Here is a 19,872-nt window from a genome sequence, read left to right as displayed (position 1 = left end):
ATTTATAGTGTGTTAAAACATATTGCTGAAGAGGTGAGGTAAACATGATGACAGCAAAAGAATTTATGAATGAGTATCGGAGAATTGGCGAGCGAATAACACAGCTCGATAATCAGATTTTTGATATAGAACAAACGCTGGGAGTTAAGGCAGTAAGCTATGATGGAATGCCGGGCGGTGATAGTATTAGCAAGGTAACAGAGGATACAGCTGTTAAACTAGCAACTTTGAGAGAAAAGCAAAAGAAATTAAGAGACGAACTCTGGAAGCAAAGAGTTAAGATTGAAGAGGCTATCTACAAGCTGTCGAATGCAGATCATGCAGAGGTATTGCGCAGAAGATATATAAGAATGCAGACCTTTGAAACAATCGCGGAAGAAATGTATATGACTGAGAGATGGGTATACATCCTACATGGGAGAGCACTACAAGATATAGCAAACCAACAAAATTACAAAACAGTTCAGTAAAATTCATGGTGCACCCATGCTATAGTGTACGTGGAGATAAACCATGAATGACTCCTTAGATAATATTGTTCAAGCGGTGGCGAAAGCTACCGCATTTATTATGCAATTATGATGACGAACGAAGAGAAAAAGAAAGAAGCTAAGAGAAGATATAGCGACGGTTATTCAATATCAGAAATAGCTGTAGAGCTAGAAATAAATGAGAACACTTTGAGGTCGTGGAAAAGACGTGGCGAATGGAAAGCTAGCGCATCAAAGAAAGTTGTGCAGAAAAAAGAACAGCGAAAGGCTGCAACAAAGACCTTAAAGAAAATGCTCAAAGAAGATTCTGAAAATCTTATGCAAAATAATTTTCTTACATCTAAGCAAAAATTATTTTGCGCATATTACTGCAATTGTTTTAATGCTACACAAGCATATCAAAAGGCATATGGATGTAGTCGTAAAACAGCAGGCACAGCCGGATACAATTTATTAAAAAAATTAGAGATTCAGAAGGTCATTGAAGAAATACAGCAAACGAAACTTGCTACTGCGCTGGCAAAAGACACACATGTTAATGAAGCTCAATACCAGTCGGCGCAAGAGATTAGTGAGTCCAATATGGTAGAGAAACCTGCACGGGGTAGCCTAGGAGTAGGGGTCATGCAAAATATACCCCGCCCTGATAAAAATGGCCCCCATAGGGGGTTGTTCGAGAAGAACAAGAAGAGGGTGTATGCCACCCAGTCAGTGTGTGCAATCTGTGGGCACCCGGTGGACTTCTCCCTTAAGTATCCAGATCCAATGTCAGCATGTATAGATCACATAATTCCAATTGTGAAAGGTGGACATCCGAGTGACATAGACAACTTGCAACTAGCTCATTTGACTTGTAATAGACAGAAATCAGATAAGCTTGTTAGAAGTGATCAAGCTGTACCACAAGAGCAGACAGAATTAGGTAACAGAGTTTTACCTCAAAGCGTGGACTGGAGAACTTTTTAAACAATAAAAATTTTTTTTGGTCTAACTTCACAGGGGGCATGGGACCCTCCCTCCCCCTGCTCGCGACCTTCACGCCGTCACTACGAAAAAAAACACACGCTAACCCCAGACGAGGGGGTGTAATGAAAAATTTTTAGGAGAATCAAATGGCATATAGAGGCATAGGATATTTAAGAAATAAATTATCAATCAAGAGAGGCAGAGTTAAGACAAGATACATGTACTATGCCATGAAGCATAATGTACCAGATTTTGGAATTTCAACTCCGCCAAAGCTAAGGAATATGATGTCAACATTAGGCTGGTGCGGGAAAGCAGTAGATAGTATTGCTGATAGGCTTGTGTTTAGAGAATTTGCTGATGATACCTTTGATATAAATGGCATTTATCAGGCGAATAACAGCGATGTGCTTTTTGACAGCGCAATTTTAGGGGCTTTGATAGCATCATGCTCATTTATTTATATATCGGCAGATGAAGAGGGCTTCCCAAGACTGCAAGTAATTAATGGAGATGATGCAACTGGCATACTAGATCCCGTTACAAATATGCTCACAGAAGGCTATGCAGTGCTGAAGAGGGATGATAGCGGTATCCCTCAAATAGAAGCATATTTCACGGCAGAAAGCACAATCATTTATGACAAGCAATCAGGCGCAGAAGTATATGATAATCCAGCACCGTATCCATTGCTCGTTCCGATAATCTATCGCTCTGATGCAGATAGGCCATTTGGAAGGTCGAGGATAAGCCGGGCATGCATGTCTATCCTTGCATCTGCATCAAGAACTGTTAAACGCTCGGAAATATCAGCAGAGTTTTTCAGCTTCCCACAGAAGTGGGTGACAGGACTCAGTCCTGATACGGAAATACTAGATAAATGGAGTGCGGCAATGTCCGCAATGTTTGCGATAACAAGTTCATCAGGAAGAAACGAAAGTGAACCAAAATTTGGACAGTTCACACAGCAGTCAATGCAGCCGCATAACGACCAGCTCAAAATGTTTGCTTCGTTATTTGCTGGTGAAACAGGTTTGACTATGGATGATCTCGGGTTTGTTACTGACAATCCATCTTCGCAGGAAGCTATTAAGGCATCCCACGAGACGTTGAGACTATATGCGAAAAAGGCGCAAAGAAACTTTGGAACAGGTTTTTTGAACGCTGGATATCTAGCTGCATGTGTAAGAGATAATTTCGCATATAAACGCAGAGCGGTGTATAAAACAACACCTAAGTGGGAACCAGTATTTGAACCAGATGCAGCAATGCTGAGCAGCATTGGAGATGGAGCAATAAAGATTAATCAAGCAGTACCTGATTATCTGGATGCGGAAGTGCTAAGAGATATAACGGGAATAGCAAGTAACAAGTAAGGTGGATTCTATGAATGATATAGGCTTAGAGCTTCAGAAAAGGATAGAAACTGCGTTTAATGAGAGATTGGCGATAGATGTTGTTATAAAGGCGATAAGGCTCAAAGTTGAAAACAGCAAAGCGACTCAAAGAGATATTACAATCCTTTGCAAGAGATTGGGGGAGATTGCTTCTAGAGTGCTGATAGACAATATCAAGCCTGAGATGATGCCAAATGACAAAATGTATTGGAATATTGCCGAAAAGGCAATAAAGCCGCTTATGGTAAATATTCATGGCATTGTGAATAAAGTAGCTGCAGAGGTTGTCATGACTGAACGCAAGGCGAATGGAATACATATCAAGCCAATAGAACTGGCATTTCCAGAAGAAAGAATAGAATCGCTTATAAATAATTTTGTAAATGCATATAACGTAGGAATTGAAGAGTATGATTAAAACTCGAAAAGAAATTGCTGAAGAGGCAATAAATAAATATCTTAATGAGCCAATCAAGAATATAACACAAGCTTATTATGATGAGTTTGTCAAAGAAAATGCTGAAAGCTCTGCTCAGGCTGGACTGAAAACTATAGTAAGTCGTAGGGAAATAGGCAGGTGCTGTGATTGGTGTCATAGTCTTGTGGGAGAGTATGAATATGGAGAACAACCAGCAGACTTTTTTAGAAGACACGATTACTGTAAATGCATAGTGCTATTTAGAAACGAAAAAGGCAGATACACTGATGTATGGAGCAAGAAGGAATATAGATCCGAAAAAGATGCAAGAATAGAAAAGGCTAAAGAATTGGAGTCAGAAGATGTATTTAACAAGATGAGTCGAGAAACTTTAAAAAAATATTGGGATAGTGCTACTCCAGGAAGAGGTGAAATTAAAACTGAAGCCGGGTGGGAAAAAGGGCAGAATGGAGATGCTGAAATAAAGTACGCAAAAATTCTACATGATAAATTTGGTGGAGATATAACTTTACTTAAAAAAAGAAAGAGAATATTCCCTGATTACCTATGGAATGGGAGGTTGTGGGAACACAAAAGTGTTCAATCCGCCAATTCGATTGACAAGCAAGTACAAAAAGGGATACATCAAATTGAAACAAATCCTGGTGGATTGATTATTGAGGTCAGAAAAAAACAACCTAAAACAGAGATATATAACATTATCATGAACAGGCTCGTTAGAAGTACTCCATCCGATGTAAAAAATATAGATGTGTTTGTATTTGAAAACGATGAAATGCTCATGGCAATAAATTACATAAAAAAAAGATGAGAAAGCCCAAGACGGGGGCGGATCTCATCTTGAATTAATCCTAAAGGATTAACTCTTAAATAAAGCTTATCAGATATATGACAAAAAGTCAATATGGTGACTGTAGCCAAGTGGTTAAGGCGTTGGATTGTGGCTCCAATATCGCTGGTTCGATTCCAGTCAGTCACCCCAATAAATTTAGGAGGAGTTATGCCAGAGGTACGAATTGGACGGCAGATCCCTACCGAGTTCGTAACATTGCCCTATTATAAAACAAAAGGGGCTGAGGCAATAAAGCTTTACAACAAAACTGGTAGGACTGCACAAGAGTGGCAGGAGCTGCTCATATATGACATATTGGCACAAAATGAAGAAAAGCTGTGGACTCATACAAAATTTGGATATTCAGTGCCAAGACGAAATGGGAAAAATGAAGTTGTGGCCATACGAGAACTGTGGGGGTTAAAAAATGGCGAACACATCATGCACACAGCGCATAGAACTTCTACAACACATGCAGCTTGGGATAGATTACTAAAACTAGTTACAAAAGCAAAGCTGCAGATTAAATCATCTTACAGAGCTTTTGGAAAGGAACATATTGAACTAGAAAATGGTGGAAAAATTGAATTTAGAACTAGAACTGCAAAAGGTGGACTGGGAGAAGGATTCGATTTACTTGTAATAGACGAGGCACAAGAATATACAGATGATCAGGAATCTGCATTAAAGTATGTTGTATCGGATAGTAACAATCCGCAAACAATATATTGTGGTACACCTCCAACCCCAGTAAGCTCTGGAACAGTTTTCTTAAAACTAAGACAAAATGCCTTAGGCGGTAAAACGGTAAATACTGGATGGGCGGAATGGTCCGTAGACAAGAAAACAGATGTAAGAGATAAAGAAGCATGGTATCAGACAAATCCGTCTCTGGGAACAATCCTTACAGAACGAAAAATACTTGATGAAGTTGGGAACGATGATGACGACTTCAATATACAGAGACTTGGGCTGTGGCTAAGATACAATCAAAAGTCGGCAATAAGCTCTAATGAGTGGGCAGAGCTTCAAGTACAGGCAATGCCTAAACTTGTTGGTGGTTTATTCTTGGGAGTTAAATATAGTAAAGATGGAACAAATGTTGCAATGTCTGTTGCATCTCGCACAGATGATGGACGAATATTTGTTGAATGTATAGATTGCAGGCCAACAAGAGCAGGGAATAGCTGGATGATACCATTCATGATGAACCCAAATGTCTATGACATAGTCGTAGACGGTGCTAATGGACAGCAATTGCTAGAAGAGAACATGAGAGAAATGAAACTCAAATCACCGCTGTTACCAACTGTAAAAGAGATAATAGTGGCGAATGCTGCATTTGAGCAAGGCATATTCAGTAAAGAAATATGTCATGCTGGCCAACCATCATTAGCACAAACAGTAAGCAACAGTGAAAAAAGAGCGATTGGCACCAATGGTGGATTTGGTTATAAGTCATTAGCAGATAACATTGAAATCGCTTTAATGGATAGCACAATATTGGCATATTGGCTATGCTCAGAAACTAAAATACATGAAAAACAAAGAATTAGCTATTAATGCAGCCTGAAGAGGCTGCTTTTTAGATATTTACGGGAACCACCTGGTAAGTGGTAGAAAGGTAAGGTGGAACATGAGTGATTTTACACCGATCACAACACAGGATGAGTTCGATGCAGCAATCAGAGAGAGATTGAATCGAGCAGAACAGAAGTTTGCTCAGAAGTATAGTGATTATGACGAAATTAAATCAAATAACGCTACTCTTGAGGAAACTATCGCAACTCAGACAAAGCAGATTGAAGAATTTACTGAAAAGCAGTCCGGACACGAAAAGGAACTTGCAGAGTTGCACAATCGAATCAGCGTTTATGAAAAGAACGACATGAAGATTAGAGTTGCGCACGAGGCAGGTATTCCATATGAGCTTGCAGGTAAGTTATCAGGTGATGATGAAGATGCTTTGCGAAAGGATGCAGAAACTTTTAAATCTTTTTTAGGTAAGCCAAAAACACCGCCATTGAGGGATACAGAACCATCAGGCGGTGATATGAAAAAGGCTGCACTAAAATCAATGCTAGGTAATTTAAGAAAGGAATAAGAAACAATGGCAGAAACACTACAGATGGGAACAATGTTTGCACCAGAGGTGGTAGCAGATCTATTTAACAAAGTAAAGGGACACTCAACACTTGCTCAGCTATCGGGGCAGATTCCAGTAGCATTTACAGGAAGTGACATCTTCACATTCTCGATGGATAGCGAAGTAAATCTCGTTGGAGAAGGTGGCAAGAAGGGCGCAGGTGGCATTAAAGCTGAACCTGTTAAGATTGTACCGCTTAAGGTTGAGTACGGAGCTAGAGTATCTGATGAATTCATGTATGCATCAGAGGAGAAGCAGCTCGATATCCTAACTGCGTTTAACGACGGTTATTCCAAGAAGATTGCACGTGGCCTTGACATCATGGCAATGCATGGAGTTAATCCTAGAGATAAGCAGGTATCTACGCTAATCGGGACAAAGAGCTTTGATACTGCAACAGGTGTTACAAAGGTAGATTATATAGCTGGAACTGAAGAGGCCGTGCTTGAAACGGCAGCGGCAGCAATCGGCGAGTACGATGTAACAGGATTTGCTCTATCAAAGACATTTGGAAGTGAGCTTGCAAAGATTAAGATAAATGGAGTGCCACAGTATCCAGAGTTTAGATTCGGTGCTAGCCCTGGTGCTCTTGGTGGCACTGCGTGTGATGTAAACAGCACGGTTTCATTTGCAAACAAGGCTGTTGGATACGTAGGAGATTTTGCAAATGGGTTTAAGTGGGGATTTGCTAAGGATATTCCACTAGAAGTTATCCCTTACGGTGATCCAGATCAGACAGGAAAGGACCTCAAGGCGTACAACCAGGTGTACCTCAGAGCTGAGACTTATATCGGCTGGGGAATCCTAGATCCATCCGCGTTTGCTAAGATTATTAAGAAGGACTAGTAACATGAGATACAGAAATACAATAAGTGGAGAAGTTATTGAAGTCGATGCACCAATCAGCGGAGAATACTGGGAAGATGCAGATGAAGCAGAAGCTAGAGAAGCTGCTGAAGAGGCTGAAACTGAGGATTCTGAAGAGGCTGAAACTGAAGATGATGAAGCTGATGAGCCTAACAAAAAGGGCGGAAAGAAGGCTTAGAAATGAGCAACTACGCAACTCTTGAAGATATCAACAAGATGTGGCGAAAATTGTTACCGAACGAGCAGGAGCGTGCAGAAGCGCTCCTGCCTATTGTTTGTGACACGCTTAGACATGAAGCGAGTTTAACTGGAAAAGATTTGGACAAGATGATTGAAGCGTCACCAATTCTAGGGAGCATTGCCAAGTCGGTGACAGTAGATGTAATAACAAGAATGCTACTATCATCTACAAAAAATGAACCAATGACACAATTCTCTCAATCGGCGATGGGATACACAACATCTGGCACATATTTAGTCCCTGGCGGTGGTCTGTTTATTAAAGATGCAGAGCTGTCTAGGCTAGGACTAAAAAGACAGAGATTAGGAGTGATTGACATATATGGAGATTAAAGGAATTACCGTAACACTATATGAAAAGGTTGTTACAGGTAAAGATAAATTTGATACAGACATATATGAAGAGCATGCTGTCAACGTTGAGAATGTGCTTGTTGCACCGGTAACATCTGATGATATCACAACAGAAAGATCAATTATGAGCGATAAGGTTATCTATAAACTAGCAATCCCAAAAGGTGATACACACACCTGGACGGATTGCCTTGTTGAATTTTTTGGAAAGAAATTCAAGGTTGTTGGTGAACCTATCGAAGGGATAGAAGAAATGCTTCCACTATCGTGGAATAAACAAGTGCAGGTGGAATGTTATGACTAAGTTTCAGCTAAACAGAAGTGGTGTAAGAGAGTTATTGAGGTCTGATGAGCTTATGGCAGAGTGTAGTAAACACGCAAAAAGAATCCAAAATAGGTGTGGTGATGGTTATGAAATGACTACGCATGTTGGAAAAAATCGTGTAAATGCATCTGTACATGCAAAAACCATTAAAGCACGGAAAGATAACTCGAAAAACAATACACTTCTTAAAGCTATGAGAGGTTAATGATGATTGAGTTAACAGTTTTTGAATGGATAAAAAGGAATTTGTCTGGCATTGAGGTTCACCTTGAAGAACCTAAAGGCGCAGGAGATAAGTTTGTTTTAGTTGAAAAAACAGGAGGGACTGAATCTATAGGGCTGAACTCTGCAACATTTGCTGTACAAGCATATGGCAAGACACGACATGAAGCTGCAGAGCTGAATGAAAAGGTGAAGGAAGCCATGTATAAGATGGCAGGACCTGATAGTGTTGCAACTAAAGTTGAACTCAATTCAGATTATAATTTCACCGATTTAACGACTAAGAGATATAGATTTCAGTCAGTATACGATATTACTTATTACAATTAGGAGGAATACAAATGGCAACAAATGTAAATGCAGCATATGTTACTGCGGGAAAGCCAAAAGTTGGTGGAGCTATCTGGAGAGCGCCAGTAGGAACACCGATTCCAAGTGATGCAAAAACAGCACTTAATGCAGCGTTTAAGTCACTTGGATATATTAGTGATGATGGTGTTAAAAACGAGAACAAGCTAGATACAGATGATGTTAAAGCTTGGGGTGGAAATACCGTAGCATCTCTGCTTAAGGAGAAGACTGATAAGTTTGAAGTAACACTCATTGAGGCACTTAATGTAGAAGTACTGAAAACTGCATTTGGTAGCAAGAATGTAACAGGAACATTAGATGATAAAGTAGTGATTAAATCAAACTCATCTGAAACAGAAGATGCAATCTATGTTATTGAAACGGTACTTAAGGGAGGCTATATCAAGCGCATTGTAGTACCTGCTGGAACGATTTCTGAAGTAGGTGAAGTTGAGTACAAGGATGATGCAGTAATCGGATATGAACTAACCATTACGGCAAAGCCTGATGGCTCTGAAAACACACATTACGAATATATCGAGAAGGCGTAAGGAGGTAAGTCATGGCAGAAAAGAAATATGTTAGCGGTGAAACTGAAAGTGGTTTTGTTTTCAACATTGAAGTAGAACGCCTGGATAACATGGAACTAATTGATGCACTTGCAGAACTCGAAGATGATCCATTGCAGATATCTACTGTTATCAGATTGCTGTTGGGTAAGGAGGATAAAAAGAGACTGTATGATCATGTTAGGACGGATGAGGGCATGGTTCCTAGCGGACTAATCGAAAAAGAACTAGGTGAAATATTCACGTTATCACAAGAGCTAAAAAACTAATCTGCCTTGCTAGCTTCATTAATGTTGATGAGGATGCATTAATATGTGACTTTGTAGAGACTTATCATATATATGATTATCGTGCTCTCCCGGCAAGACTTGTAGCTAAGTTGGCAGCCGGATTAAAAGACTCAAGCAGAATAAAAACCAAAGTATCGGGACTAGTGGTATCTCCCGATACTTTTTTATTAGCGTCGATATTTGACATTGTAAATCTGCTGTTGTGGTCTCGCACAGAGGACGGAGAAAAGGGAAGAAATCGCCCTGCAAGAATATCAGCCAACATGGTGAGTGAATTTGCTAGTGAAAAGATAAATACTCACGAAACGCTTATATTTGACTCTGCAGAGGAGTTTGAGGCAGCAAGGGAAAGATTCAGGAGGGATAAGTAAATGGCAACAGAATTAGGAAAAGCATATGTGCAGGTTATCCCGTCCGCAAAAGGCATTGGAGGGATGCTTAAAAAGTCGATGGGCGGCGATATGGATAGTGCTGGCACATCGCTTGGAAAAGGATTAGGAAGCAAGATAAAAGCAGCGATAATTGCCGCTGGAATTGGAAAAGTATTAAAAACTGCGATATTCGAGGGAGCGAAACTAGAACAGTCGCTAGGCGGTGTAGAAACACTATTTAAAGGGTCTGCTGGCCGAGTGAAGAAGTATGCGGCAGAAGCATATAGAACTGCTGGGATGTCAGGAAATGAATACATGGAAAATGTTACATCGTTTTCTGCAGCTATGATTAGCTCCTTGGGAGGAAATACCAAGAAAGCTGCCAAACTATCAAACCAGGCAATTACAGATATGTCTGACAATGCAAATAAAATGGGAACTGATCTCAGCATGGTTACTCAGACATATCAGTCATTGGCACGTGGACAGTACCAGATGCTTGATAACCTTAAATTAGGTTATGGGGGCACTAAAGGTGAGATGCAGAGGCTTTTAAATGATGCTGAAAAGCTCACCGGTAAGAAGTACGATATCAGCAGTTTCTCAGATGTAACTCAAGCTATTCATGCTATTCAAACGCAGATGGGGATAACTGGAACAACAGCTAAAGAAGCTGCAAGTACAATATCTGGTTCCTTCAACATGATGAAGTCGGCTGCTAAAGATTTTTTAGGCAACTTGACGCTAGGTAGAGATGTAAGCAAGTCAATGGAGAACCTTGTTACATCAACAGGCACATTCCTCAGTAATCTATTGCCAGCATTAGGGAATATCGCGAAGGGACTTGTAAATGTAATTGGTACTACATTTCCGCAGATGTTCAGTAAGATAGGTAATAGCCTTGGGGCAAGCATGCCAGGACTTATATCAAAGGGATTAACTATGGTTACCCAATTCACAGCAAGCTTAAGAAAAAATGCTGGAAAGTTTGTTAGCGCTGGTATGGAAATGCTCTTGAAACTAGCACAGGGATGGGCAAATTCTATGCCTGTGATGATACAAAAAATCCCACAGATAATAACCAATATTGCGGGCCTTATAAATGATAATGCTCCGAAGATAATGATAACTGGTGGGAAAATTATCATTACGTTAGTCAAGGGGTTAATTAATGCAATCCCTACATTGATAGCAAATATACCTCAAATATTGAGGGCAATGTGGAATGCGTTTACAGCATTCAATTGGATGAGTCTAGGCTCAACTATGATAAGTGGCATAGCAGGAGCATTAAGAAGTGGAATTGGCTCGCTGTTTAGTGCAGCGCAAAGTTTATGTGTAACAATAGTTAACGCATTTATCAACTTACCTACAGTGCTGTTTAATGCAGGTGCAACAGCAATTGTACACTTGATTCAAGGTTTTAGATCCGCTTGGGGAGTAATTACTAGTATTGGCGGTCGTATTGTTGTTGCTGTAATATCGGGACTTGTAAGTCTTGCAAGTCGTATGTGGAGTAGTGCAAAGAGTGCTGCATCAAGAATGCTTAGCGCATTTAGAGCCGTAAGCTGGGGAAGCGTTGGCACACACATCATATCTGGGATAATAAGAGGTATTGCTGGCGCAGCTGGTAAATTATTTTCCTCGATGAAGAATCTTGCCTCGAAGGCGCTTTCAGCAGCTAAAAAGGTGCTGGGGATTAATTCTCCATCAAGAGTATTTGCTGCAGAGGTTGGAAGATGGATTCCTGCAGGTATAGCTGTTGGAGTAACCAAAAATTCAGGAATATTAAGTAGTGTTATGGATGATACTGCAAAGAGTATGACAGCTTCATTTAATCCAAATCTTGTACGTAATGCGCAGATTAGCTGGAGCGGAGCAACACAGAATAATGCTGCAAATCAAACAGGAAATGTTGTGCAGAACATCAACATTTACCAGCCTGTGAAGACTCCTGGAGAGACGGCAGAAGCTATAAAGAATACAGCTAAGTATGCATTTGCGGGGGATTATATATAAATGAGGAATAAAGGATATTGTGTTAGAGCCATCCGTAGTGATGGCTTAACATTTAATTATGAAAATGATGATTGGATGATGACATCGCTTGAGGGAGCAGAGTTTCCTCAAATTGAAGTATTTACCGAGGCTAAAGGAATCGGTGATGGTGATTTAATAACTGGGCGACGTAAAGGATCTAGAACGATAGAAGTTGCCACAGTTCCTAGAAATTATGATGATGGAGATTATCGAGAACTGCGCAGAGCGGCACTGTTCTTTCACAACCCTGCATTTACCTATGATGTTGAAATAACATACATGGGAGATGTCAAAATAGCAAAAGGATGTGCAATTAAAGGACTGACATTCCCAACAGAAAGGTACCGAAAAAATGCATCGCTAAAAGTATCCTATCTATCGCCTTATGGCGAACTTTTTGCCGTTGGAGAAGAGCAATCGAACTTATCTAGTGTAACAGCAAGATGGTCAGTTACAAGAGCTTACACATCAGGTAAGAAAATGTTGTACTCAACCGAAGATAGATCAGATAGTGTATTGATAGAATACGAGGGAACTGCAAAAACAAATCCTGTTATTAAAATCATAGCAGATGGTTATGTAAAAGACTTAGTTGTAAAAGTTGGAGATGTAACATGTGTTGCGGAAGTAACTTTGAAAAAGGGAGATATCGTAAGCATTGATGGTTCCAAAGCATACGCAACACTAAATGGTGAGATGATAAAGAGTCCTGTGGACTATAGAAAATTGAAGCTTGTACCAGGTGCAAATTTGATATCTATAACATCACCGAGTGGTACAGCATTTAAGTCTAAAATCACATATACAGGAAGGTATGATGGCATATGATCAACTTTTATGACAAAGCTATGAATCCACTGGAGCCAATTGAGTTTATCGAAATCACATGGAATAGAAAGTGGAATGAAGCTGGAGATTTTACGATATATACCATTGCAAGTGAATGGAATGACAAAATTAAATATGTAAATATAGATGGTCGTCCAGAAACTGGCATTGTAAAAAAGACTGTTATTGAAGAAAAAATAGAGGGAACCTTTGTTACCATAAAAGGGTATTTTTTAGAAAAACTACTAGACCTTGTACAAGCTAGAGAAGACAGCAACGCATTTGCAAAAGCAGCAGATCATACAGAGTGGGAATTCTGGGTGAGCCTCGAAATAGATGCACACGTTCTAGCCAACAATGTAATTGGGTTAACACATCAACCTAGACCATCATTTCTTGGAGGTATTCACCCGGCAGACGGAAGTCCTTGGCCAGATGAAGTCGACCTTTCTATAAAGCAGGGTGACAACATAGGGGAAGCTCTACGCAATTACTTATTGCTACACAACATGTCTCCGATAATTGAAATCAGGAAGTGGCCACTCGCATCTGAACTAGACAAGTGGCTAAAGAATCCAGATGAACCGCACTTCACTTATCTCATCGGACCTAAAGTAGGACGAGATTTAAGCGATAAAATTATCTTTGGTAAAGGCTATGAAAATGTATCAAGAGTTGAATATCAATATGACGATAGCGATGCTTTTCCGTATTATCAAATACTTCAAACTATGGAGACAACCGGATTCTCAAATGAATCAATAATTACAGATGAAGGTGGAAATAGCAGAGGAAGAATTACCGAATTCTATATTGATGAGAATAACAGACCAATAGATGTAGATTACTACCCTAAGAAGGTAATTGAGGGTAATGTATCTGGAATCGAACTTAAGCCTGCGAACGAAGCGCAGATAAGAGAACAAATGCGACAGCAGGCTAAAGTTGACATGCTTAATCATTATAAGCAAGAAACTATAGTGGCTGATATCATTCAGAATAATATTTATTATCTAGATGATTATGATATCGGTGATTTATGCAGTATCTCTTTTGATGAAATTGAGCAGACATTTAAAGCTCGAATTGTAGAAGTTAACGAAACGTATAGCAAAAACAGACTGGAATTAAAGATTACATTTGGTACTCCTAGAAAAGCTAAGTATATTCCAGTCAACATATAGGAAGGAGGGCATATGATAAGTTATCCATTTATCTCAAAAACCACGCCATCTGATCCATATGGGGATAGAGCAATCGACCATAGGATGGAGCGCACATTTAATAAAATGTGCTGGAGTAATGGTGTATTTATGACAAGTGCAGATGGTAGCAACTTGCAGGTTGTAGCAAACGGAGGAATGACAGTAAGTGTAATGCCTGGAGGCTGTCATATCGAAGGAACAAGAGGATATGAGCAAAACAAAAGGATTATCTCTATCAGTGCTGCACATACCTCACTAAAGAGGATAGATAGAATTGTTGCAAGGATGGATGATTCTGATAGTGTAAGAAGCATTGAGATTTATAAGAAGGAGGGTGTATCATCTACGACTCCAACGGCTCCTGAACTTGTGAGAGAATCAAACTACTACGAGATTGCACTTGCTGACATATACGTTATGCCAGGAGCGACAGAGATAACCAATGCTAACATTGTTGATACAAGGCAGGATAGAGATTTATGTGGAATGGTTATTCCAGCGTTCCCAACACCGATGAATCTAGAGTCGATAACGACACAGTATGTTTCGTTGCTGGAGTCAGCAGTTAACAATACTGCGGCTGGAAATTTGCAGAACAAAATTGAAAAGCTAAGAGTTGACATAGTAAATTCAAACATCAACATGAAAGACATATATATCAACAATCCCGCAGTAGAGTCAGAATTAGTTGCATATTTCGGAACAAGCATAAGAGTATAGGAGGTAGATATGATAAGTCTTAATAACACGCTCACAGCCATCATGGATAAATTTAAGAGTATTGATGCGGCGGACACTGGCATCAGGACAAAGGTTATAACTAAGAATCTCAATGTCAAGAAGGGAATAAATCCTCTAGGCAGCATCGGTATCGAAGTGGACAAAATAGTTTCGATTAGCGGAGCAGTTCGGTACGCGAATTATACGCTGCCTCTATCGTATCCAATGCTTAACTATGGTAGCGGAGGATATATCGAGTGGGGGCTAGCTACAATTGTTAGATCTGGGAATCTTGAGCTTGTATCAGGTGCCGAATGGAACAATTGTAAAGTTAAGGTTGTTATCTCCTATATGGGGGGGGTAAAGCTCTTTAAATTCAAGGCTTTCAAGCGATTTGCAAAATTAATAAAGATGGGAGGTGTCGCATAATGATATCTCTCAACAAGTTTATGTTAGAAGTAAAGAATCGTCTGAAGAGGCTTGAGGAAAAACACAACATTAAAGAAAGCATTTCTTTAACGGGAATATGGACAGCTCCACATGATGGAATTGTCACCTGCAACGGAAGAGCCACTGCTGCAGGTGCTTATTTGTTCTGCAAAGATATGACAGAAAATGAATATGTTGGAATGTGCACTATTGCAAATTACCAGCAATATGGCTCTACTTGTTTCGCTGTAATAAAAGGACATGAATATACTTTTATACAACAAAACTGGGGTGAACAGCGCAACGCATACATTCATCAGAACTAGGAGGAATCAAATTGTTAGACTGGACAAGCATTGTAGTAGCTTGCGTATCGGCACTTGGAGCGGGCGGGGGCTCGCTGTATGGTATTCGCAAATCGAGCTGCTTAACTGATTACAAGATAGACAAGCTGACGGAAGAGGTTAGGAAGCATAACGACTTTGCTTCGAGAATTCCTGTAATCGAGGAAAAGCTCAGAGTTATTAATCATCGCATTGATGATTTAGAAAAAAATAAATAAGTTGGTTAGCCGGGCGAAAGCTCGGCATTTTAATTGTCTGAAAGGAGGACAAAATGAATCTAGATTTTATTTCAAAACTGTTTATCCCAATGGTGCTCGTGTTCTGCCTGTGTATTGGCTACCTGATGAAGAATTACATGCCAGCAGATAACAAGATAATCCCAACAGTGCTATTCGTCATAGGCGCTATATGTGGAGTTATCTGCTTGGGCATTAACTTTGAATCTATTGTGCGAGGCGGATTAACAGGGCTAGCCTCTACTGGCTTACACCAAGCGTTTAAGCAGTTTATAAGTAATCCAAAAGTAGGCGGTGAATTCAACAAAATGAGTAGCGCAGAACTGCATGAGGAATTAGATCCAGTCGATGCACCGCTAGAGAATGCGGAGGGATAAGCTATGGCAACAGGTAATCAGGTAATTAATTATGCTAGGCAGTTTTTAGGCGAAAGCTCTGCAAGATTTAGTGACTGGTACTATGGCTCACAAAAGTATCGTGCCTGGGCATGGTGCAATGTCTTTGTATCATATGTGTTGCAACACTGTGGGGTGAATTTTCAGAAAACTGCGTATGTTCCAGCAGCAGAAAGCTGGATGGACTCACATTATAAGTGGGTCAAGATGAGCGAGGCACAGCCAGGAGATGTAATCATATTCTGTTGGAGTGGTGAAGGTAACAACAGTGGCCGTGGCTCACGAGACCATATAGGCTTTCTTATTGCCAATAATGGCAATGGAACATTTACCACAATAGAGGGTAATACCAGCGGCAGCAGGGTCGCTATCAGGACGAGGTCAGCCAAGAACATCCGTAAGATATTCCGACCAACATATGATGGTGCATCAGCTCCTTCAACTCCCGCACCAGCTCCAGCCCCAGCGCCACAAGTAAGTAATAAGGGGCTAGGACTGTACACAGTAACCGCACCTCTCAATTGTAGAAGTGGTGCGGGCACAGGCTTTCCTGTAATACGTACATATCCAGCAGGCACACCTATTCGAGTGCTCAAGATTGAAAACAACTTCGGGTATAGCTCAGGTGCTGGCGGTTGGCTGTGTATGGACTTCTTAAGACCGCAATCAGGAACAGCAAGTGCACCTGCAGTAAGTAGCTCGGGACGTCCGTTAGGAATGTATCACGTGAATGCAGCTGGCGGACTAAACGTAAGGTCGGGACCAGGTACAGGGTATAGGCGAGTTAATTTTTTAAAGAATGGCACTCCACTCCGCATCCTCAAGGTTAGCGGCGATTGGGGTTATTCAAAGGGCGCAGGTGGCTGGGTACACCTGGGCTACTGCAGAAGAGGGTAAGGCAATGTCGATATTCCAAGATATAGGTGTATTCTTTAGCGAAGGGCATTACGTTGCCATGCTAGACGTTATAGGCTGGATGATGTTATAAGATTGAGAGGGTATATCCCTCTCTTTTTTTATTTATCATACTATTTATATGCATGAAATTGCATAAACAGTTATAAACTATAAAATCGATTTTACACAATTTGTAACACGCTTTGTAACACACCAATAACGATAAATATCGGTAAATATTGACAATAGACACTGCGTCAGCAAAAAAGAAAAACACCGCAACCCAGTAGAATTGCAGTGTTTTGAGGTGGTGTCCCGAAGAGGATTCGAACCTCCGACACCCGCTTTAGGAGAGCGGTGCTCTGTCCCCTGAGCTATCGAGACATGGGTTGGGCGCTTGCGGATGACGCCTCCTGTGAACGTAATCCCGGATAAATCTCTGATTAACTACAATCATCAGCGTCAAATGCAAGCTTAATTATAATATCACTGAATAGCATTTAGTACAAGCTATAAGAGTATAAAGGGGGAACCGATGAGAATAGGAGCGATTGACGTGCAATTAAATTTTTTTCAATTAATTTGCCAAAAATGCTTGACCTGAAGCCATTTTTAGTGTAATTCATTATGTAGTGAAATGTTGTTTCAAATTATTTGTGCACAACATAGTCTCAATAAGTGTTATATAAGTTCAATATTGAAAGGCGCAAAAGGGTAAAATGAAAGAGACAAAGGGATTTATCGCAGAGTTTAAGGCATTCATCGCTCGTGGAAACGTGCTAGACATGGCGGTAGGTATCATCATCGGTTCTGCATTCACAGCAATCGTTACCTCGCTTGTTAATAATATTATCATGCCAATCGTAGGTGTAATTATCGGAGGAATTGATTTCTCAGGACTAAAGGTTACAGTTGGAAGCGCCGCTATTAACTATGGTGTATTCATCCAGGCAATCATCAACTTCCTACTCATCGCGCTAACCGTGTTCATCATCATCAAAGCGCTAAGCAAGGCTAAGAGAAAGCAGGCAGAGGAGCCAGTTGAGGAAGAGCCAGCGCCAACGCCAGAGGTTGAACTCCTGACAGAGATAAGAGATCTTCTGTCTAAGCGCGACTAGTTCTGGTATATAGATACGGTATTCACCCGTCGTTATGGTAGCGAGTGGCTAGGTCTATAAAGGATTTTACAAAGTCAAATCAATCAAAAGCGAAGGACATGGGACCACACACCATGTCCTTTTCTAGTGCGGCAATACTCGAGAATCCGCTATGATTCATGGTGCGTCATCTGCCACTGATTGACAAAAATTACTAGAATTCAACACTGAAAGATAAGCAAATATTAAGATTTGAAGAGACTTGAAGAGGCTTAAATGCTTGAAAAAAAGCCATAAATGGGCTAAAATAACTTTGTCCTTTTGCCACAAAAAAGTTTGCGGTAAATAGTGACAATTTAGGAAAACGGAGGGACAACTATGTACGATATCAGTCAAGTGCAGAGTGAATACAAGACTAAGTTAATCGATGCAGATTTCGCTGCCAGCCTTGTTAAAAGCAACTATAGGCTGCACTTCGGCGTGGGAACAGGGAGCTCCATTTACATGGACAGAGCCCTTGGCAAGCGCCTCAAGACCGATACACTCCTTCGCGGATTAGAGATTCAGACTGAAGTTGCTGTGAGAAATGATCTACTAGAGACTTTCAAGGCGACGAGGGACGTAAACACAGTTAGATTTTATTCATCTCATTATACCGCTATGGACAGGATGATGGCAGATGCAGGCAACTGCTGGTATGTACCGATTCTATTCAATGAAGAACCATTATATTGGGGGCAAGAGGGCAACGGATTCGATATCTGCTGCATTCAGGTTGCACCGATGGATAGGTATGGTAACTTTAATTTTGGACCTACTAATGCTGACCTTCTCGGAATTATCAGAAATTCTAAGATTGTCATCGTTGAGGTTAATGAGAAGATGCCGATTGCGCTCGGATATGAGTCGCACATCAATATATCCGATGTAAACTATATAATCGAGGGAGAGAGTCCAGAACTCGCGGAGTTCAAGGCGGCACCGGCTAGCCCTGAAGATAGAAGGATTGCTGAGTCGATAGTAGACCGAATTAGAAATGAAAGTACGCTGCAGCTCGGTATTGGAGCCGTGCCAAATGCTATAGGTGGTCTGCTTGCAGAGTCCGACATACGCGATCTCGGTGGTCACAGCGAGGTAATCGTAGATTCATTTATGAATCTCTATTACGCTGGTAAGCTGACCAACAAGAAGAAGGTTGATAAGGGACTGACCGTATATACGGCAGCAGTCGGCAGTAAGGCACTATACGATTTTATCGATGACAACCCTATCTGCTGCGCGGCACCTGTTGATTACGTCAATAGCGTGCACACCATTTCACAGATAGATAACTTCATCTCGATTAATAGCTGCGTTGGGGTCGATTTGTATGGGCAGGTTTGTTCAGAGAGCTCAGGCTTTAGGCAGCTTACGGGAACTGGCGGACAGCTAGATTTTGTGCTAGGGGCTTTCTTATCCAAGAATGGTAAGAGCTTCATGTGCACGCATTCGACGAGGACGAAGCCTAACGGTGAGGTTGTATCTCTCATTCACCCTACGCTGCCGAGAGGGTCAATTATCACTACGCCTAGGACGGCAACTCATTATGTAGTGACAGAGTACGGTGCAGTTAATCTAAAGGGTAAGTCGACATGGCAGAGAGCCGAGAGTCTCATCAGCGTGGCACATCCTGATTTTAGGGAAGACCTGATTCAGGAAGCCGAGAAGATGGGAATCTGGCGTAATACAAGTAAGATTGAATATATTTAAGGTATATTTAATTCATATTTAATAATCCTCAAGTACTATTAGTGCTGGGGAAGGGATTTATAGCAAGGCTTT

At 40.8% G+C, this 19,872-nt stretch carries 27 protein-coding genes and 2 tRNA genes; 28 read left to right on the top strand and 1 reads right to left on the bottom strand.

What is annotated here, in order from left to right; all coding sequences use genetic code 11:
* Positions 1-44: 44 nt before the first annotated feature.
* The 26 genes from C5Q96_RS06730 (at position 45) to C5Q96_RS06605 (ending at position 16,954) form a co-directional block, all read left to right on the top strand.
* Complete coding sequence (locus tag C5Q96_RS06730; protein WP_106057611.1) at positions 45-470, top strand: DUF1492 domain-containing protein; 426 nt, start codon at positions 45-47, stop codon at positions 468-470.
* A gap of 108 nt (positions 471-578) precedes the next feature.
* Positions 579-1,457, top strand: coding sequence for a terminase small subunit (locus C5Q96_RS06725; protein WP_106057610.1), 879 nt, complete (start codon positions 579-581; stop codon positions 1,455-1,457).
* A 146-nt stretch (positions 1,458-1,603) separates the two neighbouring features.
* On the top strand, positions 1,604-2,833 hold the full coding sequence (locus C5Q96_RS06720) for a phage portal protein (protein WP_106057609.1): 1,230 nt from the start codon (positions 1,604-1,606) through the stop codon (positions 2,831-2,833).
* A gap of 10 nt (positions 2,834-2,843) precedes the next feature.
* The gene (locus C5Q96_RS06715; RefSeq protein ID WP_106057608.1) at positions 2,844-3,272 is read left to right on the top strand and encodes a hypothetical protein; all 429 of its coding nucleotides are present in this window, start codon (positions 2,844-2,846) and stop codon (positions 3,270-3,272) included.
* Entirely contained in the window at positions 3,265-4,104 is an 840-nt protein-coding gene (locus C5Q96_RS06710) for a hypothetical protein (protein WP_106057607.1), read from the top strand. Before C5Q96_RS06715 ends, C5Q96_RS06710 begins: the two co-directional genes overlap by 8 nt.
* A gap of 96 nt (positions 4,105-4,200) precedes the next feature.
* Positions 4,201-4,275: transfer RNA gene (locus tag C5Q96_RS06705), tRNA-His, on the top strand.
* Between the two features lie 18 nt (positions 4,276-4,293).
* Positions 4,294-5,688, top strand: coding sequence for a terminase TerL endonuclease subunit (locus C5Q96_RS06700; protein WP_106057606.1), 1,395 nt, complete (start codon positions 4,294-4,296; stop codon positions 5,686-5,688).
* 73 nt (positions 5,689-5,761) lie between these two features.
* A complete protein-coding gene (locus tag C5Q96_RS06695) occupies positions 5,762-6,229 on the top strand; it encodes a capsid assembly scaffolding protein Gp46 family protein (protein WP_106057605.1) in 468 nt (155 codons plus the stop codon).
* A gap of 6 nt (positions 6,230-6,235) precedes the next feature.
* Positions 6,236-7,117 carry a phage major capsid protein gene (locus C5Q96_RS06690; RefSeq protein ID WP_106057604.1) on the top strand — a complete coding sequence of 294 codons (882 nt, stop codon included), beginning with the start codon at positions 6,236-6,238 and terminating at the stop codon, positions 7,115-7,117.
* A 4-nt stretch (positions 7,118-7,121) separates the two neighbouring features.
* The gene (locus tag C5Q96_RS06685; RefSeq protein WP_106057603.1) at positions 7,122-7,316 is read left to right on the top strand and encodes a hypothetical protein; all 195 of its coding nucleotides are present in this window, start codon (positions 7,122-7,124) and stop codon (positions 7,314-7,316) included.
* A 2-nt stretch (positions 7,317-7,318) separates the two neighbouring features.
* Entirely contained in the window at positions 7,319-7,711 is a 393-nt protein-coding gene (locus tag C5Q96_RS06680) for a phage Gp19/Gp15/Gp42 family protein (protein ID WP_106057602.1), read from the top strand.
* A complete protein-coding gene (locus tag C5Q96_RS06675) occupies positions 7,701-8,036 on the top strand; it encodes a hypothetical protein (protein ID WP_106057601.1) in 336 nt (111 codons plus the stop codon). Before C5Q96_RS06680 ends, C5Q96_RS06675 begins: the two co-directional genes overlap by 11 nt.
* Positions 8,029-8,262 carry a hypothetical protein gene (locus C5Q96_RS06670; protein WP_106057600.1) on the top strand — a complete coding sequence of 78 codons (234 nt, stop codon included), beginning with the start codon at positions 8,029-8,031 and terminating at the stop codon, positions 8,260-8,262. The genes C5Q96_RS06675 and C5Q96_RS06670 overlap by 8 nt, the downstream gene beginning before the upstream one ends.
* Positions 8,262-8,609: a hypothetical protein gene (locus C5Q96_RS06665; RefSeq protein WP_245905556.1), complete on the top strand. Its 348-nt coding sequence runs from the start codon at positions 8,262-8,264 to the stop codon at positions 8,607-8,609. Before C5Q96_RS06670 ends, C5Q96_RS06665 begins: the two co-directional genes overlap by 1 nt.
* An 11-nt stretch (positions 8,610-8,620) precedes the next feature.
* Positions 8,621-9,181, top strand: coding sequence for a phage tail tube protein (locus C5Q96_RS06660; RefSeq protein WP_106057599.1), 561 nt, complete (start codon positions 8,621-8,623; stop codon positions 9,179-9,181).
* An 11-nt stretch (positions 9,182-9,192) separates the two neighbouring features.
* A complete protein-coding gene (locus tag C5Q96_RS06655) occupies positions 9,193-9,468 on the top strand; it encodes a hypothetical protein (protein WP_106057598.1) in 276 nt (91 codons plus the stop codon).
* A 110-nt stretch (positions 9,469-9,578) separates the two neighbouring features.
* Positions 9,579-9,860, top strand: coding sequence for a DUF5361 domain-containing protein (locus C5Q96_RS06650; protein WP_245905555.1), 282 nt, complete (start codon positions 9,579-9,581; stop codon positions 9,858-9,860).
* On the top strand, positions 9,861-11,879 hold the full coding sequence (locus tag C5Q96_RS06645) for a phage tail protein (protein WP_106057596.1): 2,019 nt from the start codon (positions 9,861-9,863) through the stop codon (positions 11,877-11,879).
* Positions 11,880-12,728, top strand: a complete 849-nt coding sequence (locus C5Q96_RS06640; RefSeq protein ID WP_106057595.1) for a phage distal tail protein — start codon at positions 11,880-11,882, stop codon at positions 12,726-12,728.
* Entirely contained in the window at positions 12,725-13,912 is a 1,188-nt protein-coding gene (locus C5Q96_RS06635) for a Gp37-like protein (RefSeq protein WP_106057594.1), read from the top strand. The genes C5Q96_RS06640 and C5Q96_RS06635 overlap by 4 nt, the downstream gene beginning before the upstream one ends.
* Before the next feature lie 12 nt (positions 13,913-13,924).
* A complete protein-coding gene (locus C5Q96_RS06630) occupies positions 13,925-14,653 on the top strand; it encodes a hypothetical protein (protein WP_106057593.1) in 729 nt (242 codons plus the stop codon).
* Positions 14,654-14,662: 9 nt separating this feature from the next.
* Positions 14,663-15,082 (top strand): hypothetical protein, encoded by a 420-nt coding sequence (locus C5Q96_RS06625; RefSeq protein ID WP_106057592.1) that lies wholly within the window; start codon positions 14,663-14,665, stop codon positions 15,080-15,082.
* Positions 15,082-15,408: a hypothetical protein gene (locus C5Q96_RS06620; RefSeq protein ID WP_106057591.1), complete on the top strand. Its 327-nt coding sequence runs from the start codon at positions 15,082-15,084 to the stop codon at positions 15,406-15,408. The genes C5Q96_RS06625 and C5Q96_RS06620 overlap by 1 nt, the downstream gene beginning before the upstream one ends.
* Positions 15,409-15,419: 11 nt before the next feature.
* Positions 15,420-15,644, top strand: coding sequence for a hypothetical protein (locus C5Q96_RS06615; RefSeq protein WP_245905554.1), 225 nt, complete (start codon positions 15,420-15,422; stop codon positions 15,642-15,644).
* A gap of 53 nt (positions 15,645-15,697) precedes the next feature.
* Positions 15,698-16,039, top strand: coding sequence for a phage holin family protein (locus C5Q96_RS06610; protein ID WP_106057590.1), 342 nt, complete (start codon positions 15,698-15,700; stop codon positions 16,037-16,039).
* Positions 16,040-16,042: 3 nt separating this feature from the next.
* Positions 16,043-16,954 carry an SH3 domain-containing protein gene (locus C5Q96_RS06605; RefSeq protein ID WP_106057589.1) on the top strand — a complete coding sequence of 304 codons (912 nt, stop codon included), beginning with the start codon at positions 16,043-16,045 and terminating at the stop codon, positions 16,952-16,954.
* 308 nt (positions 16,955-17,262) lie between these two features.
* On the opposite strand, the gene C5Q96_RS06600 is transcribed toward C5Q96_RS06605, so the two are convergent.
* Positions 17,263-17,338 (bottom strand) — tRNA-Arg (locus C5Q96_RS06600).
* 335 nt (positions 17,339-17,673) lie between these two features.
* Here C5Q96_RS06600 and mscL point away from each other — a divergent pair.
* Positions 17,674-18,072, top strand: coding sequence for a large-conductance mechanosensitive channel protein MscL (gene mscL, locus C5Q96_RS06595; RefSeq protein ID WP_106057588.1), 399 nt, complete (start codon positions 17,674-17,676; stop codon positions 18,070-18,072).
* Between the two features lie 357 nt (positions 18,073-18,429).
* Positions 18,430-19,800, top strand: a complete 1,371-nt coding sequence (locus C5Q96_RS06590) for an acetyl-CoA hydrolase/transferase family protein (RefSeq protein ID WP_106057587.1) — start codon at positions 18,430-18,432, stop codon at positions 19,798-19,800.
* Positions 19,801-19,872: the final 72 nt, after the last annotated feature.

It is taken from the genome of Mogibacterium diversum, from assembly GCF_002998925.1.
GTDB classification, from domain to species: domain Bacteria; phylum Bacillota; class Clostridia; order Peptostreptococcales; family Anaerovoracaceae; genus Mogibacterium; species Mogibacterium diversum.
The sequence above is the reverse complement of the archived record's forward strand: the minus strand, read 5'-3'. Positions and strand labels throughout refer to the sequence as shown.